Origin of the sequence: Planococcus lenghuensis, from assembly GCF_001999905.1 — a bacterium.
GTDB classification, from domain to species: domain Bacteria; phylum Bacillota; class Bacilli; order Bacillales_A; family Planococcaceae; genus Indiicoccus; species Indiicoccus lenghuensis.
In genome coordinates, this window is sequence record NZ_CP019640.1 from 2,281,833 (window position 1) to 2,305,922 (window position 24,090).

Annotated in this window: 21 protein-coding genes; all 21 read right to left on the reverse strand. The window is 49.7% G+C overall.

What is annotated here, in order from left to right; genetic code table 11:
- Nucleotides 1-40: 40 nt before the first annotated feature.
- The 21 genes from B0X71_RS11785 to rnpM all read right to left on the reverse strand — a co-directional run bounded on the left by B0X71_RS11785 (nucleotide 41) and on the right by rnpM (nucleotide 24,086).
- On the reverse strand, nucleotides 41-838 hold the full coding sequence (locus B0X71_RS11785; protein ID WP_077589597.1) for a DUF3388 domain-containing protein: 798 nt from the start codon (nucleotides 836-838) through the stop codon (nucleotides 41-43).
- Nucleotides 839-888: 50 nt separating this feature from the next.
- Nucleotides 889-1,608, reverse strand: coding sequence for an elongation factor P 5-aminopentanone reductase (gene ymfI / locus B0X71_RS11790; RefSeq protein WP_077589598.1), 720 nt, complete (start codon nucleotides 1,606-1,608; stop codon nucleotides 889-891).
- A complete protein-coding gene (gene yfmH / locus B0X71_RS11795) occupies nucleotides 1,605-2,906 on the reverse strand; it encodes an EF-P 5-aminopentanol modification-associated protein YfmH (RefSeq protein ID WP_077589599.1) in 1,302 nt (433 codons plus the stop codon). The genes ymfI and yfmH overlap by 4 nt, the downstream gene beginning before the upstream one ends.
- Nucleotides 2,899-4,176 carry an EF-P 5-aminopentanol modification-associated protein YfmF gene (yfmF, locus tag B0X71_RS11800; protein WP_077589600.1) on the reverse strand — a complete coding sequence of 426 codons (1,278 nt, stop codon included), beginning with the start codon at nucleotides 4,174-4,176 and terminating at the stop codon, nucleotides 2,899-2,901. The genes yfmH and yfmF overlap by 8 nt, the downstream gene beginning before the upstream one ends.
- 100 nt (nucleotides 4,177-4,276) lie before the next feature.
- Nucleotides 4,277-5,221, reverse strand: coding sequence for an ABC transporter permease (locus B0X71_RS11805; protein ID WP_077589601.1), 945 nt, complete (start codon nucleotides 5,219-5,221; stop codon nucleotides 4,277-4,279).
- 1 nt (nucleotide 5,222) lies between these two features.
- Nucleotides 5,223-6,269, reverse strand: coding sequence for an ABC transporter permease (locus B0X71_RS11810; RefSeq protein ID WP_077589602.1), 1,047 nt, complete (start codon nucleotides 6,267-6,269; stop codon nucleotides 5,223-5,225).
- Nucleotides 6,259-7,803: an ABC transporter ATP-binding protein gene (locus tag B0X71_RS11815; RefSeq protein ID WP_077589603.1), complete on the reverse strand. Its 1,545-nt coding sequence runs from the start codon at nucleotides 7,801-7,803 to the stop codon at nucleotides 6,259-6,261. The genes B0X71_RS11810 and B0X71_RS11815 overlap by 11 nt, the downstream gene beginning before the upstream one ends.
- A gap of 173 nt (nucleotides 7,804-7,976) precedes the next feature.
- Nucleotides 7,977-9,050 (reverse strand): BMP family lipoprotein, encoded by a 1,074-nt coding sequence (locus tag B0X71_RS11820; RefSeq protein WP_077589604.1) that lies wholly within the window; start codon nucleotides 9,048-9,050, stop codon nucleotides 7,977-7,979.
- A gap of 46 nt (nucleotides 9,051-9,096) precedes the next feature.
- Entirely contained in the window at nucleotides 9,097-9,825 is a 729-nt protein-coding gene (locus tag B0X71_RS11825; RefSeq protein WP_077589605.1) for a GntR family transcriptional regulator, read from the reverse strand.
- Between the two features lie 151 nt (nucleotides 9,826-9,976).
- On the reverse strand, nucleotides 9,977-12,328 hold the full coding sequence (locus tag B0X71_RS11830) for an FtsK/SpoIIIE family DNA translocase (protein ID WP_077589606.1): 2,352 nt from the start codon (nucleotides 12,326-12,328) through the stop codon (nucleotides 9,977-9,979).
- 78 nt (nucleotides 12,329-12,406) lie between these two features.
- Nucleotides 12,407-14,074 (reverse strand): ribonuclease J, encoded by a 1,668-nt coding sequence (locus B0X71_RS11835; RefSeq protein ID WP_077589607.1) that lies wholly within the window; start codon nucleotides 14,072-14,074, stop codon nucleotides 12,407-12,409.
- 104 nt (nucleotides 14,075-14,178) lie between these two features.
- Nucleotides 14,179-15,390, reverse strand: coding sequence for a M16 family metallopeptidase (locus tag B0X71_RS11840; RefSeq protein WP_077589608.1), 1,212 nt, complete (start codon nucleotides 15,388-15,390; stop codon nucleotides 14,179-14,181).
- A gap of 120 nt (nucleotides 15,391-15,510) precedes the next feature.
- The gene (gene pnp / locus B0X71_RS11845; protein ID WP_077589609.1) at nucleotides 15,511-17,622 is read right to left on the reverse strand and encodes a polyribonucleotide nucleotidyltransferase; all 2,112 of its coding nucleotides are present in this window, start codon (nucleotides 17,620-17,622) and stop codon (nucleotides 15,511-15,513) included.
- Between the two features lie 306 nt (nucleotides 17,623-17,928).
- Complete coding sequence (gene rpsO / locus B0X71_RS11850) at nucleotides 17,929-18,198, reverse strand: 30S ribosomal protein S15 (RefSeq protein WP_077589610.1); 270 nt, start codon at nucleotides 18,196-18,198, stop codon at nucleotides 17,929-17,931.
- Between the two features lie 386 nt (nucleotides 18,199-18,584).
- A complete protein-coding gene (locus tag B0X71_RS11855) occupies nucleotides 18,585-19,529 on the reverse strand; it encodes a bifunctional riboflavin kinase/FAD synthetase (RefSeq protein WP_077589611.1) in 945 nt (314 codons plus the stop codon).
- 1 nt (nucleotide 19,530) lies between these two features.
- A complete protein-coding gene (gene truB / locus B0X71_RS11860) occupies nucleotides 19,531-20,460 on the reverse strand; it encodes a tRNA pseudouridine(55) synthase TruB (RefSeq protein ID WP_077589612.1) in 930 nt (309 codons plus the stop codon).
- 84 nt (nucleotides 20,461-20,544) lie between these two features.
- Nucleotides 20,545-20,898: a 30S ribosome-binding factor RbfA gene (gene rbfA / locus B0X71_RS11865; protein WP_077589613.1), complete on the reverse strand. Its 354-nt coding sequence runs from the start codon at nucleotides 20,896-20,898 to the stop codon at nucleotides 20,545-20,547.
- Between the two features lie 18 nt (nucleotides 20,899-20,916).
- The gene (locus B0X71_RS11870) at nucleotides 20,917-21,195 is read right to left on the reverse strand and encodes a DUF503 domain-containing protein (protein ID WP_077589614.1); all 279 of its coding nucleotides are present in this window, start codon (nucleotides 21,193-21,195) and stop codon (nucleotides 20,917-20,919) included.
- Nucleotides 21,192-23,486 carry a translation initiation factor IF-2 gene (gene infB, locus B0X71_RS11875; RefSeq protein ID WP_077589615.1) on the reverse strand — a complete coding sequence of 765 codons (2,295 nt, stop codon included), beginning with the start codon at nucleotides 23,484-23,486 and terminating at the stop codon, nucleotides 21,192-21,194. The genes B0X71_RS11870 and infB overlap by 4 nt, the downstream gene beginning before the upstream one ends.
- Nucleotides 23,487-23,490: 4 nt before the next feature.
- Nucleotides 23,491-23,808, reverse strand: coding sequence for a YlxQ family RNA-binding protein (locus tag B0X71_RS11880; RefSeq protein ID WP_077589616.1), 318 nt, complete (start codon nucleotides 23,806-23,808; stop codon nucleotides 23,491-23,493).
- The gene (gene rnpM / locus B0X71_RS11885) at nucleotides 23,805-24,086 is read right to left on the reverse strand and encodes an RNase P modulator RnpM (RefSeq protein WP_077589617.1); all 282 of its coding nucleotides are present in this window, start codon (nucleotides 24,084-24,086) and stop codon (nucleotides 23,805-23,807) included. Before rnpM ends, B0X71_RS11880 begins: the two co-directional genes overlap by 4 nt.
- Nucleotides 24,087-24,090 lie beyond the last annotated feature (4 nt).

Here is a 24,090-nt window from a genome sequence, read left to right on the forward strand (position 1 = left end):
GAAGTTCGGGCGAAGCGGCTTTCCTTCAGCTGAAGTCCGGTCAGAAACCGAAATCGCCAAACGGATCCGCTTTGCCTGCTTCAGCCATGAAATTGTTTTTCTCCAATATTTCGTATGTAATCTTTTCATCCGGATGATGGCGAAGTTCAATGATATAGTCAAAATCTTCAATGGAATATTCGGTCTGCTGAACAAAAATATCCGGGTGCTCGATCACTTTAATGGATGGCATGCGGACAATTTCCCGTACCAGCTGTGCATGCTGTTCGTTGCCTGCCCGCTGCGTAACCGCTCCATCCAGGATGTAGATGTTATTTTCCTTGAATTCACTGCTTGTCAGCTTTGTCCGGATTGTCTGCTTGATCATCGTCGACGAGATAAAGATCCATTTCTTATTCGAACTTACACTTGCCGCAACAATCGATTCAGTTTTCCCGACGCGCGGCATTCCCCGGATGCCAACCATTTTATGCCCTTCCTGCTTAAAGATTTCCGACATGAAATCGACGAGCAGACCGAGCTCATCCCGGATGAACCGGAATGTCTTCCGGTCATCGACATCCCGCTGGATATAACGGCCATGCCGCACAGCAAGAATATCCCGCAATTTCGGCTCCCGGAATTTGGTCACTGAAATGGTCTCAATCGTCGTGACAATCTGTTCAAACCGCTTCAGTGCCACATCACTCTCAGCGCGCAACAGCATCCCCCGCCGGCCCTGATCCACCCCGTTGATGGTCACAATGTTCACGCGGAGCATCCCGAGCAGTGAGGAAATATCCCCGAGAAGACCCGGCCGATTCACCAGAATTTCGTATTCCAAATACCATTCCTTCATTTGTCATCCGACCTTCCTGTCAGTTTTCCTGTTTATTGCATCTCCCAGGACTACATATACCAGCCGCCGTTGACCCGGAGCACCTGGCCGGTCACGTAATCAGCCGTGCCGCCTGTCAGGTAGTCCACAGCCGCCGCAACATCTTGCGCGGTGCCAATGCCGAGCGGGATTTCCCGCTCCAGTTCATCCAGTTCTTCCGTGTTGAATTGTTCATTCATTTTTGTCCGGATCAGTCCGGGCGCGAGTGCATTCACCCGCGTTCCGACAGAGGCCATTTCTTTTGCATATGCTTTTGTAAATGCCAGCTGCGCCCCTTTGACAGTGGAATACGCCGTTTCCATTGCAGCTCCGGTCTCTCCCCAAATCGATGAAATAAACACCACATACGACTTATCATGCCGATGAAAGAAACGGGACAGGCGTCTGATTGCCTGCACCGGGTTTTTCACGTGGACTTGCCAGAGTGCGTCCAATTCCTGTTCGTCCGTATCCGCCAGCAAGCCGAAATGGGACTGTCCGCTTGCAACTACAATGCACGCTGCATCATAAATCTGATCGGCAAGTTCACGGCCGCCAGCCGGGCTCTTGAAATTCGCCTGCACCGGGATGAATTCCTGTGCGGGATACTGTTCCGTCAGTTCCTTCAGAAGTGTTGCAGGGAATCGGCTATGCCAGTGCAGATACAGCGACCAGCCCGTTTTTGCGAGGCTGGCCGCAACGGCAGCACCTACATCTCCCGATGCTCCCATGATTACTGCGAATCGCTTCATTGGCTTGATTTTTTGCTCGGCAAAATAGAGAACACAGTCCGCTGTTCACTGCCGCTGATGGACGCGAACGCTTCCTGTAGATCCGTGACTTCCATGTCTTCAAGTACCGGAACCACTTCAAACAGATCCATGTCATTGAATTTATAACGTGTAAACTGATTCGCAATGTATTCCGGTGAATTCAGTGCCCGCAGGAAAGTACCGATCTTTTTGCGCCGGACCCGGTCCAGATCCTTTGCACCGAACGGCCACATTTCCGCCGCCCGATCCATCGTACTAGCGATTTCATCGGCCAGTTTTTCCGGTTCGCTGCTGTCTGAGCCGACCATGGCATAACCGAACCCTTGTTCAAGGGAAAATTCATAGGAATAAGATTCATCGATGAGATCATTTTCATAGGCGCTGTGATAGAAATCGGATGTTCTGCCAAACAGCAATTCAAGTGCCAGCTGCATGGCGAGTTCGTGCTTGAGCATCTCTCTGCCGGACAAGTCCTTCACAATCGGTTTCATCCCGACGAGCACTTTCGGTTTCTGCACGCTCATCCGCAGGGAACGCTCCTTAATCACGGCTTCTACCGGTTCATCAGGGTAGAGCCGCTTGATGTCCTGCTGTGGCGGAAATTCCTTCTGCGCCTGATTATCCCGGACCAAAGCCATCATTTCTTCCGGTTCTGCCGCTCCGACAATAAACAGCACCATATTGGATGGGTGATAGAATGTGTTATAGCACGTATATAAATGTTCAGCTGTGATGTGGCTGATCGATTCGATCGTTCCGGCGATATCAATTTTGACCGGATGATTCTGATACATGTTTTCGATCAAGCCAAAATACAGCCGCCAGTCCGCCAAATCATCATACATTGTGATTTCCTGGCCGATGATTCCTTTTTCTTTTTCGACTGTTTTTTCAGTGAAATATGGACTCTGCACGAAATCCAGGAGCGTCCGGACGTTTTCGTTCACTTGTCCGGTGGCTGAAAACAGATAGGCGGTCCGGGTGAAAGAGGTGAAGGCATTCGCAGATGCTCCCTGCGTGCTGAATTGCTGAAAGATATCCCCTTCTTCTTTTTCAAACATCTTATGTTCCAGGAAATGAGCGATTCCATCCGGCACTGAAATTGGCTCCTCTGCTCCCTGCGGCACGAACCGGTTATCAATCGAGCCATATTTTGTTGTAAAAGTGGCGTACGTTTTTGAAAAGCCTTTCTTCGGCAAAATATAGACATCCAGCCCATTATCGAGTTGCTCATGGTAAAGAGTTTCATCAATCTGGTCGAAATGCAGATTATTCATCGTTCGGTTCCCCCTCTTGGCCAGTCAGGAAATAGATCATATGCAATGATAGGTCATTAGCTGCGTCTGCAATTTCTTCCTTTGTCACCTGCTGCCATTTTTCTATCAAATACGCCGATTCGAACTCTGGCGTCAAATTCATATACTGATCATAGATTTCGATCTGGCCCCGTGCCGAATCGAGCGCTTCTTTCAGCTGATTCGTCAGCAAGGCTTTTGTCTGACCGAGTTCTTCATCTGAAATATTTCCTTTTTTCACATCATCAAGCTGTTCAGTGATCAGCCGGACCGCCTTTTCATCCATTGCCTGATCAATACCGGCCAGCACGAATAGCAGCCCGAATTGGGATGAATACGAGCTGGAGACATAATAAGCCATGCTTTCCTTTTCCCGCACATTGGAAAATAATTTAGAGTGTGCATAGCCGCCGAAGACACCGTTCATCAACTGCATGACGGGAAACTTCTCGTCGCGGAATGTGACCGGTGATGTATAGGCGATATGCAGCTTGCCCTGTTTCATATCTTCTGTTTCAGTCACCCGCGGTGCCGCAGGTAGTGGGATTTCAGGATGCTGCTGAACGGATTCAGGCGTTCTGCTTCCGAATGGGAAGTATCGTTGGATATAGGCAGCGACTGTTTCGGCTGACAAGTCGCCGACTGTGTAAATATCGATCCGGTCTTCTGTCAGCATCGACCGGTACACATCCCGTAACGCTTCATTGGTCAGCACTTCCACATCGGTGATCGTGCCATTGGCTGAAATCGATGCCGGATGCCCGGCAAAGGCCAGTTCGGTCAGCCGGTGCTGTGCATAGCGGGTCTTGTCATCAAAAATAGATTCAATCCGCTGCTTCACGACATTTTTCTCCCGGTTGAATACCGTCTCTTTGAATAAGTCGTTTTCGAAATTCGGTTTGAACAGGATCAAGTGCATCAGGTTCAGCACTTTTTCCAGCACACCGTCCTCCGACAGGTACTGATCATTCACCGTTTCCACGTTAAGGCTGACGATGTGTTCAGACCCCCGCTTTGTGGCATCTATATAAAGAGATGTGCCATACAGATCGTCCAGCACCATCCGGAGTGCTGTATGGGACGGATAGTTCTCATTGCTGTGCTGCAGGATATTCGCAAGCACCGATCGGGCCGCCGCTTTGCCGGCAGTCAGGCCGGTCTTAAATTTAATCGCGATGCTTACAGTCTTGAATTGTTTTGTTTCATTGACGTGCAGATTGACGCCATCCGTGATCGTAATCGTGTCAAACATGTCAGAGCCCCTCTCAATAGTTCCTATGTTTACTATACCCAACGCTTCCGCTGTAATGCAAATACAGAAAAAAGAGCCATCCGGAGATGACTCTTTCTCATTAACGATTTCCTTTGATGTAAGGTGTACCGCTTGCTTTTGGTGCGCTTGCCCGTCCGATGAAACCGGCGAGTGCCAAAATCGTCAGGACGTAAGGCAGAATGTACAAGAACACTGTCGGGATTTCCGAGAAAAACGGCAGTGACGGCCCGACAATGCTGAGTGACTGGGCGAATCCGAAGAATAAAGCGGCTCCCATTGCGCCGAGCGGATGCCACTTACCGAAGATCATGGCGGCTAGCGCCATGAATCCCTGGCCGGTGATTGTAGCATGTCCGAAATCATTTGAAATCGTCTGTGCATAGATTGCACCGCCCAAACCGCCGAGCGCACCGGAAATCATGACAGCGACATAACGCATTTTCGTGACATTCACACCCATGGTGTCAGCCGCTGCCGGGTGTTCACCGACAGCCCGGAGACGCAATCCGAATGGTGTATAGTAAATGACGGCCCATGAGATAAACGCAATTGCGATTGCGAGAAGCGACGTCCAGTACATATCACCGATAATCGGAATGTCCCGAAGAAAAGAAATTCTGATTTGCGAGAAGTTAACCGATATGATATCTGTTTGGCCTTTCTGGAAAATCAGCTTAACCAGGAAAATTGCAACAGCGATCGCCAGCAGGTTGATTGCAACCCCGGTAACAACCTGGTCTGCGCGGAAAGACACAGCAGCAATTGCCAGCAACAGCGAAAACAGCGTGCCAGTAATCATCGCGATAATCAGCGATACCCAAGGCGTAAACTCGCCGAGCGCATCCACAAAAAACAAGTTGAAGACAATGCCGGTAAATGCCCCGATGACCATGAGGCCTTCCAATCCGATGTTTACGACACCTGAGCGTTCAGAGAATACCCCCCCGATTGCCACAATGATTAGAGGCGCTGCGTAGAAAATAGCTGATGAGACAAGAAAATAAAAAATCTCAAGAGGACTCATATCACTTCGCCTCCTTTTTTCTGCCTACCCGTTCGATAAACAGGCGGATGACGTAGCTGGCAGCTACGAAATAAATGATGACAGCAGTGACAATTCCAACAATCTCCACCGGAATGCCGGCAGCGTTCGGCATATTCAGTGCTCCGTACTGAAGTGATCCGAATAAAGTAGCACCGAATACAACCCCAAGCGGCGTATTCATGCCCAGGAGTGCAACAGCGATTCCGTCAAAGCCGATTCCTGTAAATCCGGCTTTTGATGAAACATATTCAAAGGTGCCAAGCGCTTCCATCGCTCCGCCGATTCCGGCGAATGCTCCTGAGATCACCATCGCAAGAATAATATTCCGGTCAACTTTCATACCGGCATACTGGGAGGCATTCTGGTTAAATCCGACTGATTTCAATTCGAAGCCGGTCGTTGTCTTATCCAGGATGAACCACATGACGATAACCATGATCAGCGCCACGATTATTCCATAATGAAGTCTTGAGAAGTCGGTCAATTCCGCAAGAAATTCAGAGCGCAGTGAAGCTGACGCAAATATGTTTTCTGTGCGCTCACTGCCCCCTGATACGACTTCGATCAATGCATTGACCACATGGAGTGCAATATAGTTCAGCATGATCGTCACGATAACTTCATGTACATGGAACTTCGCTTTCAGAAGACCCGGGATGAAACCCCAGAAAGCACCGGCAGCTGCCGCTGCCAATATCGCGAGCGGCAAATGAATGATTTTTGGCAATTCGACAGCCACACCGACATAGGCAGCTGCAAACCAACCGACAATCAGCTGGCCTTCCACCCCAATGTTAAAGAGTCCGGCCCGAAAGGCAAAAGCAACTGCAAGTCCAGCCAGGATATATGGCGTGATCTGCCGGACGGTTTCACCCACCCGATATAAATCTCCAAAAATCCCTTCCCAAAGTGCGGCATAACCGTCAATGGCATTATAACCACTGACCAACATAATAATTGCACCGACCAATAGCCCTAAAATTACTGCCAGGACAGGGACGAGCAAATTGACTGCTTTATTTGACATGCGGTTCAGCACCTTCTTTCGTCGTACGTACAGAGTGCCCGGCCATCAAGAGGCCCAGTTCCTGTTCAGAAGTTGCTTCAGGCAGCACTTCATCAATGATTTGTCCGTCGTAAATGACGGCAATCCGGTCGGAGACGTTCATGACTTCATCAAGTTCAAACGAGATGAGCAGAACGGCCTTCCCGCGATCCCGCTGTTCGATCAATCTGCTGTGAATAAATTCGATGGCACCAACATCAAGGCCGCGCGTTGGCAGCGCAGCAATCAGCAAATCGGGATCCCGTTCAACTTCACGGCCGATGATCGCTTTCTGCTGGTTCCCCCCCGAAAGCGCACGGGCCGGTGTCATTTCACTTTGGGTACGGACATCATACTTTTCAATGATTTCACGCGCCCGTGCTGCAATGCGGTCATAATGAATGACGCCATTCTTTGAAATCGGCGGTAAATAATAAGTCTGCAGAGAGATGTTATGACCCACCGGAAAATCCAGAACGAGTCCGTGTTTATGCCGGTCCTGCGGAATATGACCGACTCCTGCTTCTGTCACTTTACGCGGTTTGAATCCCGTTACATCCTTGCCATTGATCGCCACCGTGCCGCTTTTCACTTTCCGGAGACCGGTGATTGCTTCAATCAGTTCCGATTGGCCATTGCCGTCAATTCCCGCTATTCCGACAATTTCTCCTTGACGGACCGTCAGATTCAGTTTTTTCACTTTCTCAATTCCGCGGTAATCCGTGACTGTCAGATCTTTTACGGATAACACAACCTCTTTTGGATGCGCTTCACCTTTTTCTGTTCTGAATTCCACTTGCCGGCCGACCATCAACGAAGCCAGTTCATCCGGATTCGTCTCGGCTGTATTGACTGTTCCGACCCCTTGGCCTTTTCGGATGATCGTCACCCGGTCGGAAACATCCATGATTTCTTTTAACTTGTGTGTGATGAGTATGATCGACTTTCCCTCAGCAATCAGCCGCTGCATGATCTGAATCAATTCTGTAATTTCCTGCGGTGTGAGTGAGGCCGTCGGCTCATCAAAAATCAAAATCTCTGCACCGCGATAAAGCGTTTTCAAAATTTCAACGCGCTGCTGCATGCCGACTGAAATATCTTCAATTTTCGCATTCGGGTCCACATTCAGCCCATATTGTTCAGATAGCTTCTGCACACGTTTAGAAGCCTCTTTTTTATTGACTACTCCTGCTTTTGTCAATTCGTTTCCCAAAATAATGTTTTCTGTCACTGTGAAATTTTCTACCAGCATGAAGTGCTGGTGGACCATTCCGATGCCCTGATTATTCGCAACATTCGGGTCTGTGATGTCAACCGGTTTTCCTTTAACGCGGATTTCGCCGCCCTCCGGTTGATACAGTCCGAACAGAACATTCATCAGCGTTGATTTCCCCGCTCCGTTTTCGCCAAGAAGCGCATGGATCTCCCCTTTTTTTACTTGCAGGGTTATATTGTCGTTCGCGACGAACGATCCGAACTCTTTTCGGATATTAAGCATTTCAATTACGTATTCCACTGTTTTCACTCCCTCGAAAACTGGTTATTGCCTGGTGAAAAGCTGACACAGGAAAGGCTCTTAGGATTAAAAGCCTTTCGTCTGCCAACTTCGCCGGATTCCGGAAAAAGCCGCAAAAAAAATCATAAAGACCGGTTGAACCGGCCTTTATGATGACCGTGACAATCGTACTGTTATTCCACTGTTTCTGGAACGACAATATCTCCGCTAACGATCTGTGCCTTGAATTCTTCAATCTGCGCTAGCACGTCTTCAGTGATCGCTCCGCGTGAATCCGCAAGGTCAACCCCTTCGTCTTCAAGACCATAGACAATTGTTTCGCCGCCAGGGAATTCCCCGTTCATTGCAAGTGTTGAAATATCGTAAACGGCATTATCGACCCGCTTCAATACAGATGTGAGCGTGACGTTCGTGTCGCCGACAGCCCCTTCTTCGTACTGGTCAGCATCTACGCCGATAACCCATACATTTGCATCAGGATCCTGCTCAACGCGTTCTTTTGCTTCAGTGAATACACCGTTTCCAGTTGCACCCGCTGCATGGAAGATGATATCCGCGCCTGCTGAGTACATGCGGTTCGCAGTTGTTTTACCAAGTTCCGCTTTATCAAACGCACCTGTATACTGCACATCCACTTCCACTTCAGGATCTGCTGCTTCCACTCCTGCAAGGAATCCTGCTTCAAAACGCTCGATAACAGGGATTTCCATACCGCCGACAAAGCCGACTTTGCCTGTTTCAGTCATAAGAGCTGCAGCTACACCTGCCAGGAACGCGCCTTCTTGTTCTTTGAAAAGTACGCTGGCTACGTTTGGCTCTTCTACAACAGCATCAATGATAGCGAGATTCTGTTCCGGCTGCTGTTGTGCAATTTCAGCAATCGCACCTTCCATAAGGAATCCGATGCCGAATACGAGATCAAAATCACGACGGATCAGGTTGTTCAGGTTCGTATTGTAGTCAGCATCCGAAGCAGACTGCAGGTAAGCATAGCCGCCGTCACCCTCTTCGAGAGCGTTATCCCCACCGAAGCGCTGGATGCCTTCCCATGCCGACTGGTTGAACGACTTGTCATCGATTCCGCCGACATCCGTAACCATTGCTACAGAAAATACTTCTTCTTCGACTACTTCTTCTGCTGCGCCTTCTTCCTCTTCCACTGCCCCTTCTTCTGCACCACATGCGCCAAGTAACGCGCTTGTTGTCAGCAACAGTGAAAGACCTAAACCGAATTTACGTTTTGCCATTTTTTCGTACCCCCAAAGTTTTTTCCAATTAGCAGGAATGCGTGTTTCACGTTCGTTTCCGGACGACATGGAAACTGAATTTATCCGCCCGGAAGTAATTTTTTGAATAAAGCACCATTCGATCGTCATCATCGTAATGAAGCTGTTTCAGCACCAGCAGTGCTGTTTCTGGTTCGCATTGCAGAATCGGCGATGCATCTTCATGATAGCCTGCAGGATCAATAAAAGTGACCGCATAATCAACATGGATTTCTCCGGATTCTTCAATCGCAGAGAAAATCGAACCGCTTTGCTTGCCGAGAAAATCCTTCGGCAGATAAGAAGCCGGTACTTTGTCTATGCAGTAAACGACCGGCTCTCCATCCGCTGTCCGCACCCGTTCTATTTTCACAATCGACTCTGTCTCGCTGCAATGAAAGCGGTTAATATCTTCCTCTGAAGGAGGCGCAGCGCTTGTGCTTAAATAGATGGTCCCCGGTTCCATCCCGGCCTGACGAATCATATCAGAAACGCTCGTCAATTGTTCGATGCCGGAGGAAAAAACAGGTTCCGGATTCACAAAAGTACCGACGCCATGTCTTCTGACTACGACATTTTCCTCTTCAAGAATCCGGAGAGCTTCCCGCAATGTCGCTCGGCTGACGCCGAGCGATTTAGCAAGTTCAAATTCGGACGGGAGCTTTTCTTTTTCTTTATACACACCCGTTGCAATATCCCGTTTCATATGATCGATCACTTGAAGATACAAATGCCGATGATCTGTCTTAATCGCCATTTTAATCACCACCACTGACAGAGATCAGACATTAGACATCAGATGTAAAACATTCCTACTAATCGACCTAACTATATCACTTTTAGAAAATGAAATAAATACCTCTTTGTCGAAATTTATTAAATTTCGTCGATAACTTGGGCCGGATTGTTCACATATCTTCCGGTTTCGGCACCAGTACAGTCCGGGGTTTGCTTCCTTCATAAGGGCCAACGACACCGCGCTGTTCCATTTGATCGATAATCCGGGCTGCCCTCGAATAGCCGACCCGGAATCTCCGCTGAAGCATTGAAACAGAAGCCGTCTGCATCTCAGAGACAAGCTGAACCGCTTCATCATAAATTTCATCGGTCTCTTCTGCCGGAGCGGTTTCGCTCACTTCACCGGGAATCATTTCCTCCTGATACTGGGCTTTCTGTTGCTCGATTGCAAAATCCGTAATTTTCTCCACTTCCGTGTCTGACAGAAAAGCGCCTTGTACGCGGACCGGCTTGGAAGCACCTGATCCGAGAAACAGCATGTCGCCCCGGCCCAGCAGTTTCTCAGCACCGCCCATATCAAGAATGGTACGCGAATCGATCGCGGAAGATACGGAAAATGCTATTCGGGCAGGAATATTCGCTTTAATAACACCGGTGATAACGTTCACGCTCGGCCGCTGGGTCGCAATAATCAGATGAATACCTGCTGCCCGGGCCATTTGTGCGAGACGTGTAATGGCATCTTCCACTTCACTGGAGGCAACCATCATCAAGTCTGCCAGCTCATCGACGATTACAACGATATAAGGCAGTTTCGGATGCTTCTCTTCATTTTCATCGTTGAAAACTTGTACGTATTCGTTGTATCCTTCAATGTTTCGGGTACCGGTATGCGAAAACAGTTCATATCTTCGTTCCATTTCTGATACAACTTTTTTCAGCGCCTGGGCCGCCTTGCGCGGATCCGTCACAACGGGGGCGAGCAGATGCGGAATACCATTATAGACATTCAGCTCCACCATTTTCGGGTCAATCATCATCATTTTGACTTCATGCGGTTTCGCCCGCATCAGGATGCTTGTGATGATCCCGTTGATGCACACACTCTTCCCGCTGCCTGTTGAACCGGCAACCAGCAAATGCGGCATTTTGTTCAATTCCGCAAGTACCGCTTTTCCGGAAACGTCACGGCCAAGCACTACCAGCAGTTTCTTATCCGGCCGGTTATTTTCTTCTGATTCCAACACTTCCCGGAGACTCACGACTGCCACTTCAGAGTTCGGCACCTCAATGCCGATCGCGGACTTCCCTGGAATCGGCGCTTCAATCCGGATGTCCCGGGCAGCCAGGGCCAAGGCCAGATCATCGTGCAAATTAACGATTTTACTGACTTTCACGCCGGTGTCAGGCATAATTTCATATTTCGTAACCGCCGGGCCAAGGTGAATCTGCGTTACTTTCGCGCGGACGCCAAAACTTTGGAAGGTCTTCTCAAGCTTCCGGGCGTTCTGTTGGATGCCTGCCACTTCGCCGCTTTGGTCACTCGAATGAGGCGGATCCAGCAAGGTGATCGGCGGCAGCTGATAATCCTCGTTCTCGGTCTCATCATCCCGGCTGATGATTTCGATGTCCGTTCCGGTCTCTTCCGTCGCAGCAGCCACTTCCAGTTCTGTCTCTGCTTGCTCTGCTGCCGGCTCGGCCGGCACTTCTTCTTTTCTCCTTTTCACATTCTCTGTGAAAGCAGAAATGATCGGCGCCTGTTCTTCTTGTTCTTCCTCTTCATCCGGTTCAACATCATAGGTATGCTGTGGATAAACCGGATCTGCCGGACCCTGTTCTGCAGCCACTTTCGGTGCAACAGGCCGGGTCCGTTTTTTCTTCTTCTTTGCAGGTGACCGTTTGAATCGTTTTTTCGCAATGCCTGCCAATGAATTGAATAGTACGGGCGCTTTTTCTGCGAGATAGGGCGCCGCTGTCTTGCCTGTCAGGATGATGACCCCGATTGACATCAGAATAATCGCCAGAATCACCATACCGCCGGAATCAAGCAGGACATGAAGCGGTGCATACAATAACGCACCCGCCATCCCGCTGCCTGAAGCCGTGTATTCTGTCCAGACAGTTCCCGAGATCTGTGTAGCCCGTGCAGTTTCTGTCAGCACATTATCGGACGTGATCGCTAAAATCATCGTCTGCGCCCAAAACAAATGCACGCACAGCAGAAGGCCGGTAAAGATAAAAGCCCAGCCAACCGCCAGTTTCAGCCGAATCACCGGTTTCTTCCGCTTCACCATCAGATAAACTGCACTGACGATCAAGGCGATGGGAATAAGAATTCCAAACCAGCCGAGCAGGAAGGTGCCTGCATTTGCCAGTGCCCGGCCAGCCAACCCAAACTCGAACAGGATTAAAAGTGCAAGTCCGATCATCAGGAGTCCGGCCACTTCGTGGGCGATGAATGAAGATGTCTGTTTCGGTTTTCTCTTTGTCTTAGTCTTTTTCTTCGGACGGGACCGAGCCATCACACTTCCCTCTTTTCTTATGTACTCGAAAAGGGGCTTCCGCTGATTGTCTCATGGCGGAAACCCCCTTTTCATCTGTTAATATTCCATAATAATTGGAATGATCATCGGACGGCGTTTCGTCTGCTGGAACAAATAAGAGTTCAGCGCGTCACGGATTTCCTGTTTAATATTGTTCCACTCGAACGATTGCTTCGAGACGTATTTGTCCACGACTTTCCGGACAAGCTGTGCCGACTCCTCCAGCAGTTCCTCGGATTCACGGACATAGACAAATCCGCGGGAAATCAATTCCGGCCCTGCCGCTATTTTCTTTTCTTTTCGGTTCAGCGTTACAACCACGATGAAAATACCATCCTGGGACAGCAGTTTCCGATCCCGCAGTACAATATTACCGACATCACCAACACCGCTGCCGTCAATCAGCACATTTCCGGCTGTTACACGGCCGCTCATGCGCATCTTCCCTTTTCTGTGCTCAACGATGTCGCCCTTTTCAGCGATGAAGATCTGGGATTTTTCAATTCCGGTTTGCTGGGCAAGCCGGGAGTGAGCAATCAGCATCTTATATTCGCCCTGGATCGGGATAAAGTATTTCGGCTTCATCATGTTCAGCATAAGCTTCAGGTCTTCCTGGCTTCCGTGGCCGGAGACATGGACTTTCCGGCTGGATGTCAGTACATTGGCACCGGCTTTTGCCAGTTTATTCATCGTCTGGTACATCGGCACTTCCATGCCGGGTGATGGCGTAAACGTAATCAGCACTGTATCGGTCTCTTTGATCCGGACATCCTTATGCTGGCGGTGCACCATCTTATCAAGCGCTTCAAGAGGCTCCCCCTGATTGCCTGTAACAATGATCACCACTTCATCATCTGAATGCTGATCGATTTCCTTTAACGGAATCAGCGTTTCTTCCCCGACTGTCAAATAACCGAGTTTATGGCCGATTTCAAACGCATTTTCAAGGGTCCGTCCGGTGACGGCCACTTTTCTTCCTGTCGCTGCAGCAATATCGAACACTTGCTGCATTCTGATGAAGTTTGACGAAAACAGCGATACGAGGATCCGTCCCTGTGAGGAATGGAATGTCCGGGTCAGCTGATCTGCAATAACGCTTTCCGATGTTGTGTAACCCGGGCGTTCAGCTTCTGTGGAGTCCGACAGTAAAATAAATACACCATCTTCGCCAACTTTCGCCATTTTGGCGATATCCGGCTGATAACTGCCGGAAGCCGACTGATCGAATTTGAATTCACCGGTATGGACAATCGCACCTTCCGATGTATGGAAGACGACACCAAGTGAATCCGGAATACTGTGGGTTGTATGGAAAAACGTCACATGCGTCGAGTCGAAATTCATCCGGCTCCGGTTTGTTACCTCGAAGAACTTGATTCCCTTGACTGGTCCAAGTTCTTTAATATGCTCTTTCGCCAGTGCCAGGGTCAGTTTCGTTCCATAGACCGGTGCCTGCACTTTCTTCAGCAGGTAAGCGATCGATCCGATGGCATCTTCATGCCCGTGGGTCAGGAAAATCCCTTTTACCCGGTCCTTATTTTCCTCCAGGAATGTCATGTCAGGAATCACAATATCAATTCCGAGCATTTCATCTTCCGGAAACATAAGCCCGCTGTCGACGACGAATAACTCCTCGTCAATCTCGATGACGTACATCGCTTTACCGACTTCGCCTACGCCTCCCAGCGGGATAACTCTAATGACTTCATTTTTTGTTTTACTCACACACTTTCCTCCTAATAATATTCCCGTCCAAGTCCATATAGACCATTATACGGCAATGTGAAAGTGGAGTCCAAGAAAAAATGAAACAATCCTGCCGTGCCGCTTCATTCCGACCGGATAACGGAGACAGCCGGCTGCCGGGAAAGCAATGCAAGCAAACTGCTGACCTGCTGATCTGAGACGCTGTCTATCCGCCGGATGACTTCTTCATCAGTCAGATGTTCACCGAGCAACAGTTCATTCCGGCCGTTCTGGTCCATGCGGGTGCCGCTGCCTTCTGTGCCGAGCAGGAAGCTCCCTTTCAGTTGTTCTTTTGAGTCGGAAACTTCGCTAGCGGTGACGCCTGTTTTTACCATTGTATCCATCACATCAAGCAGCCGGTCACGCATTTCGGGGAGCTGGCTGTTGGATGTCCCGCCATAAACTGCAAACGTGCCATGGTCCTGGTATGCCTGGTGATAGGAATAGACGGAATATGCGAGCCCATGTTCTTCCCTGATTTCCTGGAACAGCCGGGAAGACATCGTGCCGCCTGCAATATTGTTCAGCACAGCCATCGCGTAAATTTTCTGATCGTCAATGGCGATACCGGGATAGCCCAGACAGATGTGCCCCTGCTCTGTATCACGTGTTCTGATCGACTTGCCGGGCGTGAACTCCGGCATCTGCACCGGCTGCCCGATTGCTTTCCGGCTGAAGCCGCCGAACAATTGCCTAATCCGCCGGATCAATGCCGGCTGAATATTGCCGGCAACCGAGATTACAACCCGGTCGGGCGTATAATGACGCTCCATGAAATCGAGGATTTTTTCTCTCGTAAAGGACTGCAGCGTTTCTTCTGTCCCCAGAATGGAAGCACCGACTGAATGGCCGGGATACATCACTTTCCATAATTGTTCATGGACATCATCATCCGGCATGTCCTCGGACATGCTGATTTCTTCAAGCACCACTTGCCGTTCTTTCAGAATATCTTCTTCGCGCATAAGTGAATTGAAGAACATATCCGCCAGAATCTCGGCTGCCTGTTCTGCATGATGATCAAGCACTTTTGCATGATAACTAGTATATTCCTTAGATGTATAGGCATTGGACATACCGCCGATCCGATCGAATTCTTCAGCGATCTGCCGGGCAGACCGCGTTTGTGTCCCTTTAAAGAGCATATGCTCGATGAAGTGGGTAAGCCCGTTCTCCTTCGGCAATTCATCCCGTGAACCCGCATGTACGAAGATGCCGATTGAAAGCGACCGGACGTACGGCATGTTTTCCGAGATGATCCGGACACCGTTATTCAGACGTTCTGTTGTAATCATTCAATTCTTCCTTTCATTTTAATTTGTACTTCCACTACCGAAGAAGGGTCACTGATTGATTTTACACCTTCTTCTCAAAAAAAATTGCCGGCGGCTGCCGGCAACTTATCCTGTCTATTTTCAGCTTTGTTTTTCTGCTGCCTGTTTTTCTTCTTTCAGTACCGTTTTACGGGACAGGTTGACGCGTCCCTGGTTATCGATTTCGATGACTTTGACGAGCAGTTCATCTCCAAGTTTAAGGACATCTTCCACATTCTTCGTCCGTTCTTCCTGGATTTCAGAAATATGAAGCAAGCCATCCTTGCCTTTGAACAATTCCAGGAATGCACCGAATTTCTCGATCCGCTTCACTTTGCCGAGGTAGTACTCCCCGACTTTCGCTTCACGGACAATTTCTTCAATAATCTGTTTGGCCCGTGCATTCATCTCCTCATTGACCGAGGAAATGAAAATTGTGCCATCCTGTTCAGTGTCAATTTTAACGCCCGTTTCTTCAATGATCTTATTGATCACTTTTCCGCCCGGTCCGATCACATCGCGGATCTTATCCGGATTGATTTTGATCACTGTGATCTTAGGTGCAAACGCGGACAGCTGCTTACGCGGCTCAGAAATGGTGGCAAGCATGCTGTCCAGGATGTGCATGCGGCCTTTTTTCGCCTGCAGCAACGCTTCTTCCAGAATCTCCCGGGACAGCCCTTCGATTTTGATATCCATTTGAAGTGCCGTCACACCTGCAGCTGTTCCCGCCACTTTAAAGTCCATGTCTCCCAGGTGATCTTCCATTCCCTGGATGTCCGAGAGAACGGTATAATTATCCCCTTTTTTCACAAGGCCCATCGCGATACCGGCAACGGGTGCTTTAATCGGAACGCCAGCTTCCATCAATGCAAGTGTCGATGCACAGATGCTTGCCTGTGAAGTGGAACCATTGGATTCCAGCACTTCCGAAACAAGACGGATGGTGTATGGGAATTCATTTTCATCCGGAATCACCACTTCAAGTGCGCGTTCGCCGAGTGCCCCATGTCCGATTTCACGGCGGCCCGGCCCACGGATCGGACCGGTTTCACCGACTGAAAACAGCGGGAAATTATAATGGTGCATGAATCGCTTGGATTCTTCAAGACCCAGTCCGTCAATGATCTGAACATCACCGAGTGCCCCGAGCGTACAGACGCTCAACGCCTGCGTCTGTCCGCGCGTAAATAGACCGGAACCGTGCGTCCGGCTCAATACACCAACTTCTGAAGACAGCGGACGAATCTCGTCCGGTGTCCGTCCATCCGGGCGGACTTTTTCTTCAGTGATCAAGCGGCGGACTTCATCTTTCACCATCTTATCTAGAATCTGTCCAGCTTGCTTTTTCACGTCATCATCTGCATCTTCATAATCAGCGAGGACCCGTTCTTTCACTTCGTTGATCGCTTCTGCGCGCTCCTGCTTTTCCTGTACCTGAACCGCTTTGTTCATGTCTTCCAGTGCAGCGGCCTTGATCTGGTCTGTCAGTTCTGCATCCAATTCATACAATTGCACTTCGGTCTTTTCTTTACCGACTTCCGCAGCAATTTCTTCCTGGAATGAAATCAGCCGTTTAATCTCATTATGGCCGAACATGATTGCTTCAAGCATCGTTTCTTCCGGAACTTCTTTCGCACCGGCTTCCACCATGTTCACCGCATCTTTTGTTCCGGCAACAATCAGATTAATGCTGCTTTTTTCCATCTGGGCATTTGTCGGGTTAATGATGAACTCACCATCTACGAGGCCGACTGTAACCCCGGCAATCGGACCGCCGAAAGGAATATCGGAAATCATAAGTGCGAGGGAAGATCCGAACATCGCCGCCATATCGGATGGGCAGTCCTGATCCACTGACATGACCATCGAAATCACCTGGACTTCGTTTCGGAAACCATCAGGGAACAATGGCCGGATCGGCCGGTCAATCAATCGGCTGATCAATGTCGCTTTTTCAGACGGACGGCCTTCCCGTTTGATGAACCCGCCGGGGATTTTTCCGACTGCATACAACCGTTCTTCGTAATTGACTGTCAGCGGAAAGAAATCAAGCGGTTTCGGTTTTTTGGAAGCTGTTGCCGATGACAGCACCGCTGTATCGCCATAGCGGATGAGTGCCGCTCCGTTTGCCTGTTTTGCCAGCTGGCCGACTTCCACTTGCAATTGGCGGCCTGCCCAATCCAATGTATAGACTTTTTTATTTTGCTCCATGTCTGAGCTCCTCTCTAATGAAACAGTATGCCACTATTCTATGTACCTCTGAATAGTGTAACATCAATCAGTGATTCGGCAACTGAATGGGGATGGCGGCTTTCCGGCCGACCGGTTCCACAGCTGATTTTACTATATAAGCTGAACTCAAAAATCATTGTCCTGACTTGTCTTGTGACTGAACCGGTTATTCAGCTCAACTTATATAGCAAAGAAGGGAAAGGATCCCTTTTCAGCAGCACCCTCATTCAATAACGCCGATTCATAAAGAAAAAGCGGGAAGAATCCCGCTTTCGGTTGCTCGTATTATCGGCGAAGGCCGAGACGGTTGATCAGTTGACGGTAACGTTGAACATCGTTTTCACGAAGATACTTCAGCAAGTTACGACGGCGTCCGACCATTTTGAAGAGACCGCGGCGCGAGTGGTGATCTTTTTTATGCGTGCGCAAGTGTTCGTTCAAGTTGTTGATCTCTTCTGTCAGGATTGCGATTTGAATTTCAGGAGACCCAGTATCCGTCTCGTGAACTCGGTATTCGCTAATCAGTTCAGTTTTGCGTTCTTGTGTGATTGCCATTTTAAGTTCCACCTCCTGTGGTTCTGATATCCCCGGCTCCCGAGCAAACGTTGGTGATTCGATTGCCAAGCAGCGGTTCGTACATATTGAGTACGCTAATTAGTTTAGCATAGCCGGCAGGTGAAATCAACTTTGCGGCAGCTGTGTTCTAAGAAAAGCACAAGCGCCCCAAATTGAGGAAGGCAACCTAAGAACGCGGCATCGTGCCGCAACGGTTGCCTGACCCGCATCATGCGGGCCCTCGACAGGCATAAGGCGATGTCCGGAGGAAATCCCGATTTCCAGAGGACGGTGACTTATGACCCCGAGCGTCTGGGCGCTGGAGTCTGGACACAAACAACACCACAGATCAGAAGATTTGTGAGGCAGCGAATTTATATACTTTCCTATCCTTTAAAATAGCGTATTGCTTCTTCTTTATCCCGGGCAATCTGCATTTTCAGTTCATCAATGCCTGAGAATTTCTGTTCATCCCGGATGCGCCGGTACCAATCAACAGCTACTTCTTCCCCGTAGATGGACTTGTCGAATCCCGGAATGTGCACTTCAATCGATAATTTTTTGTCATCCGGATTTTCAAACGTTGGCTTATAACCGACGTTGCAGACGCCGTCATAAGCCTTATCCTGCACAAAGATCCGGACGGCGAAAACACCGGTTCCAGGCAGAAAGGACTCATCAGCCGGCCGGATATTCGCCGTCGGAAAGCCGATCGTCCGGCCCCGTTTGTCCCCGTGAACCACGATGCCTTTCGTGCGGAACGGCCGGCCCATCAACTGCCGGACTTCGTTCACTTCCCCTCGCCGGAGCAATTCGCGAATCCGGGTTGAACTGATTTTTTCACCATCCGCTTCCTGTTTGGTTACCACAGAAACACCGAATGCATGATCGCTGAACCGTTCCATGTCCGCCATCTTTCCCTCGCCGCGCTTGCCGAATGAAAAATCAAAACCGGCTGTCACATGGCGGACTTGAAGGTCTTTAATGAAAAATCGGATAAATTGTTCAGGCGTCAATTGGGCAAATTCAGAAGTAAAACGAACGACAAGACATACATCCACTCCGAGTGAATCCAAAACTTCCAGCTTTTGCTGAAGCGGTGTAATATAGCACACATCGGTCCGTTTGCCGCTGAGCACAACGGATGGATGGGGATCAAATGTCATGACAGCCGATCGGATATTAAGCTCTTCCGCTTTCCGGATCGCCTCGCCGATCACCCGCTGGTGTCCGATATGTACGCCGTCAAAGAATCCGAGTGCAAGTGACAATGGCCCTATATCCTGTTCCGGCCGGTGATGATTCGGGTAGCTCAATTGAATGACTTCCATTTTACACCTCTTCTTTTCCGCTGGCGGGAAACATTTTTTCCGGTTTCATCTTACCGGGTTTCGTCGGGTGCTGCCGGTAAACTGCAACCGGTACGCCGTCTTCTGTGAATACGAGCGCCCGCTGATTTTCAAGCAGCGGATGACAGTCCAGTACTTGACCGTTCAATATGAAAAAACGGAGCTTTTCCTCCAGCTCGATGGCAGGGAAATCGGAAAGCGCGTAGCTGACTGGCTTCAGTATTTCCTTCACTGCTCCTGTTTCTGCATGCGCCGCCACTTCGGCGAGTGTCACGCAGTCACGCTGGCTGAAATTTCCGGATGCGGTTCGCGTCAAGCGCGACATATGAGCAGGATAGCCGAGCGCTTCCCCGATCTGAACAGCTAGCGTGCGGATATATGTCCCCTTTCCACATTTCACATCTATCGTAAACCGGATCAGCCGTCCGGACCATACTGTCTCCGGACTTACCAGTTCAATGGAATGGATAAGGGCTTTTCGCTCCGGTCTTTTCACTTCAATGCCTTTGCGGGCATATTCATACAGCCGGCGGCCATTCACTTTCACAGCTGAATACATGGGCGGAACCTGGGTGATTTCACCTGTCAATCCTTTCAGGACTTCCTGCAGCTGTTCCCTGGTTATCTGTTTTTCTTCCGTATTCTCCTCAACCATTTCACCGCTGGCATCTTCTGTTTCCGTGGAGTAACCAAGCGTCACTTCTGCCCGGTAGGCTTTTCCTGAATCGGTCAGATACTCGGCCACCTTGGTTGCTTGTCCGATACAGATAGGCAGCACGCCTTCCACATCCGGATCAAGCGTGCCCGTGTGGCCGATTTTCTTCATCTTCAGGATTTTTCTCAGTTTAAAGACACAATCATGGGAAGTCATGCCTCGCTCTTTCCAGAGTGGTAATATTCCATTTAATTCCATTTTTAACTTCACTCCTTCCGGTTCTTCTATATTCAGGACCGAAAAAAGCCTGCCTGTCCGAAAGAATGGACAGCAGGCTTCCAGTTATTGATGGTCTTTCGGGTCCTGAATATCACGCAGCAGCGAATCAATTCGATTGCCGTACGCAACAGAAGTATCAAATTCGAACAGCAGTTCCGGCGTTTTGCGCAAACGGATCCGCTGGCCGATTTCGGAACGGATAAACCCTTTCGATTTAGATAAGCCAAGCAGTGTTTCTTCCTGCTGCTTTTCATCGCCAAGCACACTGATGTAGACAGTGGCCTGCTGCAGATCGCCGGTCACTTCCACGTCGGTAACCGTGACAAATCCGATACGGGGATCTTTCAGCTTGCGGCTGATGATGTCACTCAACTCTTTCTTCATCTGCTCCGCTACCCGGTTGGAACGCATAGTCATTGCTGGTTCACCTCGACTTTATAAATAGTCTGTCTCTGTCTCAAGCCGCTCCCATGCTGAATTGCTGTCCAGAAAATACAGCACACGCTGCATTTCCCGATCTGCCGCTTCTCTACTCGAAGCAACAGTCACAAGCGCAAGGCGCGTCCGCTGCCAGACATCCTGATGATCAATCTCGGCAGCGGAAATATTAAATTTCTGCCGGGCCCGTACGAGCATACGCTGCAATACGGCCCGTTTTTCTTTTAACGAATGTGCGGTTGGAATAAAGAATTCGCATTCCGCATAAACGATCATTTGCGTGCGATTTCTTCCATGACGTACGCTTCGATGACATCCAATTCTTTGGCGTCATTGAAATTCTTGATCGTAATCCCGCACTCATAGCCTTGTGCTACTTCTTTTACGTCATCTTTGAACCGCTTTAGCGTATCGATTTCACCTTCAAAAATAACAATGCTGTCACGGATGACACGCACTCCGCTGTCGCGCGTGATTTTACCATCTGTTACATAGCTTCCTGCGATGGTGCCCACTTTGGAAACTTTAAAGACATTGCGGACTTCAGCCTGACCGATGATTTTTTCTTCGAACTCAGGATCCAGAAGGCCCTTCATGGCAAATTCGATTTCTTCGATCACTTTATAAATGATCCGGTGGAGACGGATATCGACTCCTTCCGCTTCAGCTGCGCGCTTCGCATTAACATCCGGGCGGACATTAAAGCCGATGACAATCGCATTGGATGCGGCTGCCAGGGAAATATCCGATTCCGTGATTGCACCGGCACCCGTGTGGATGATTTTCACATTAACGCCCTCTACGTCGATTTTCATGAGAGATGCCGCCAATGCTTCAACCGATCCTTGCACATCGCCTTTTACGATCAGGTTCAGTTCTTTCATTTCCCCTTGCTTCATCTGATCAAACAAGTTATCCAGGGTGACGCGCGTCTTCTCGGATCGGGACACTTGGATCGCGTTCGATGCACGCACTTCACCGACTTGACGGGCTGTTTTTTCATCCTCGAACACGACGAACCGGTCACCTGCCTGCGGCACATCATTAAGGCCGGTAATTTCGACCGGTGTTGACGGTCCGGCTTCTTTCACCCGGCGTCCTGCGTCATTAACCATTGCCCGGATCCGGCCGAATGTGTCACCGACTACGATTGGGTCGCCGATTCGGAGAGTGCCATCCTGCACAAGCAGTGTCGCAACAGAGCCGCGCCCTTTATCCAGCTGCGCTTCGATAACCGTACCAAGCGCATTGCGCTTCGCATCTGCCTGGAGTTCCCCGACTTCAGAAACCAGCAGGATCATTTCGATCAGGCTGTCGATTCCTTCACCTTTAAGTGCGGATACTTCAACGAAAATTGTATCTCCGCCCCATGCTTCAGGAACAAGGCCATGCTCGGTTAATTCCTGCATCACCCGGTCCTTATTGGCTCCCGGCTTGTCGATTTTGTTGACTGCCACGATAATCGGCACTTCCGCCGCTTTCGCATGATTGATCGCTTCAACCGTCTGCGGCATAACCCCGTCGTCTGCAGCAACGACCAGAATCGTTACATCCGTTACTTTCGCACCGCGCGCACGCATTGTCGTAAACGCTGCGTGTCCCGGAGTATCAAGGAACGTGATCTTCTTGCCATTTTCTTCAATCTGGTAAGCACCAATGTGCTGGGTGATTCCTCCGGCTTCTCCCGCCGTCACTTTTGTGTTCCGGATGGAATCCAGCAATGTCGTTTTACCATGGTCAACGTGTCCCATGATCGTGACAACCGGCGGACGTTCCCGTGTTTCCGCCCCTTCCATCGGTTCAAAATACGTTTCAAGGTCCGTTGTATCCACAAGGACTTCTTCTTCCACTTCCACGCCGTAATCGGCACAGATCAGCTCAATCGCATCTTTATCAAGTTCTTGGTTGATGGTGGCCATCACATTAAGCATGAACAGCTTTTTAATGATTTCTGACGGTTCCCGTCCCAGCTTTTTCGCCAGTTCTCCAACCGAGAGAGATTCGGAAAACGTGATTTTTTCCGGCAATTCTTTCTCTTTCTTCGGCATTGGCGGTGCAGGATTTGCACTGCGCTGCTGTTTTCCTTTTCTGCCCGGACCGCCTTTCAGTCCGCGCCCGCTTGGACGTCCGCCGGCTTGTGCGCCGCCGCGGCCGGACGCATTGTTCCGGCCTCCGCCTGAGCGGTTCTGGTTACCTTGGCTTCTGCTTTGGCCGCTTGGCCCCTGGCTTCCGGCTGCCGGCTTACTCGTGCTGCCGCTGCTTTGGGTTCCTTGCGATCTGTTCTGAGTGCCCTGGATGCCGGAACTCCGGTTTTGACTGCCCTGGGAAGCTGATGACGTTCTGTTTTGACTTGCCGCAGGCCGTGTCTGACTTGCCGCAGGCCGTGCCGGTTTTTCATCAGCCGACGTGTCCCGGTCGTAAACCTTATCCAGCTTGGAAATGGTGCCTGGCTCCAGCTCTGCCATATGGGTGGTGACCTCAATATTAAGCTTTGCAAGCTCACCAATCACTTCACGACTCGATTTTTTAACTTTTCTAGCATATTCATGTACTTTCAATTTGGACATCTGCTCACCCCTTGTTAAATTCGTCGAATAAACGTATGAACTTCTTTGCGAAGCCGCTGTCTGTTACAGCTACTGTTACACGCTCATCCTTGCCGATCGCATGCCCGATTTCGGACCGCGTGCCGAATACACGCAGATCGACTTTATAGCTCTTGCATTTATCATGCAGCTTTTTACTCGTATTTTTTGATGCATCTTCTGATAACAGCACCAGTTTGGCATTGCCGTTCCGCACTTCTTTGATGACGAGCTCTTCGCCTGTCGTGATTTTGCGGGCTCTGGCTGCAAGACCCAGTGTCTGATAAATTTCATGTGCACTCACTGCTTCAGCTGCTCCCGTCTGATCAGGCGCAGAAGTTCTTCATAAACTTCTTCCGGAATATCAGCTTCCAATTGCGTATTCAGCGACTTTCTTTTTTTGGCCGCCGCCACCGCTTCTTCCGATTTGGATACATAGGCTCCCCGTCCGGATTTTTTGCCGGTGCTATCCACCGACACTTCGCCTTCTTTGGAGCGGACCACCCGGATCATTTCCTTCTTTGGAAACATTTCACCGGTTGCCACGCATTTTCGCATAGGTATTTTCCTCTGCATAGCCATAGGT

What these genes read in the sequence shown, in the direction of transcription:
- B0X71_RS11820 (WP_077589604.1), bottom strand. Translation starts at nt 9,050, where the DNA reads ATGGCAAAACGTAAATTCGGTTTAGGTCTTTCACTGTTGCTGACAACA.
- infB (WP_077589615.1), bottom strand. Translation starts at nt 23,486, where the DNA reads ATGTCCAAATTGAAAGTACATGAATATGCTAGAAAAGTTAAAAAATCG.
- B0X71_RS11805 (WP_077589601.1), bottom strand. Translation starts at nt 5,221, where the DNA reads ATGAGTCCTCTTGAGATTTTTTATTTTCTTGTCTCATCAGCTATTTTC.
- truB (WP_077589612.1), bottom strand. Translation starts at nt 20,460, where the DNA reads ATGGAATTAAATGGAATATTACCACTCTGGAAAGAGCGAGGCATGACT.
- B0X71_RS11840 (WP_077589608.1), bottom strand. Translation starts at nt 15,390, where the DNA reads ATGATTACAACAGAACGTCTGAATAACGGTGTCCGGATCATCTCGGAA.
- B0X71_RS11870 (WP_077589614.1), bottom strand. Translation starts at nt 21,195, where the DNA reads ATGATCGTTTATGCGGAATGCGAATTCTTTATTCCAACCGCACATTCG.
- yfmH (WP_077589599.1), bottom strand. Translation starts at nt 2,906, where the DNA reads ATGAATAATCTGCATTTCGACCAGATTGATGAAACTCTTTACCATGAG.
- pnp (WP_077589609.1), bottom strand. Translation starts at nt 17,622, where the DNA reads ATGGAGCAAAATAAAAAAGTCTATACATTGGATTGGGCAGGCCGCCAA.
- ymfI (WP_077589598.1), bottom strand. Translation starts at nt 1,608, where the DNA reads ATGAAGCGATTCGCAGTAATCATGGGAGCATCGGGAGATGTAGGTGCT.
- rbfA (WP_077589613.1), bottom strand. Translation starts at nt 20,898, where the DNA reads ATGACTATGCGTTCCAACCGGGTAGCGGAGCAGATGAAGAAAGAGTTG.
- B0X71_RS11810 (WP_077589602.1), bottom strand. Translation starts at nt 6,269, where the DNA reads ATGTCAAATAAAGCAGTCAATTTGCTCGTCCCTGTCCTGGCAGTAATT.
- yfmF (WP_077589600.1), bottom strand. Translation starts at nt 4,176, where the DNA reads ATGTTTGACACGATTACGATCACGGATGGCGTCAATCTGCACGTCAAT.
- B0X71_RS11825 (WP_077589605.1), bottom strand. Translation starts at nt 9,825, where the DNA reads ATGGCGATTAAGACAGATCATCGGCATTTGTATCTTCAAGTGATCGAT.
- B0X71_RS11830 (WP_077589606.1), bottom strand. Translation starts at nt 12,328, where the DNA reads ATGGCTCGGTCCCGTCCGAAGAAAAAGACTAAGACAAAGAGAAAACCG.
- B0X71_RS11855 (WP_077589611.1), bottom strand. Translation starts at nt 19,529, where the DNA reads ATGGAAGTCATTCAATTGAGCTACCCGAATCATCACCGGCCGGAACAG.
- B0X71_RS11785 (WP_077589597.1), bottom strand. Translation starts at nt 838, where the DNA reads ATGAAGGAATGGTATTTGGAATACGAAATTCTGGTGAATCGGCCGGGT.
- rnpM (WP_077589617.1), bottom strand. Translation starts at nt 24,086, where the DNA reads ATGGCTATGCAGAGGAAAATACCTATGCGAAAATGCGTGGCAACCGGT.
- rpsO (WP_077589610.1), bottom strand. Translation starts at nt 18,198, where the DNA reads ATGGCAATCACACAAGAACGCAAAACTGAACTGATTAGCGAATACCGA.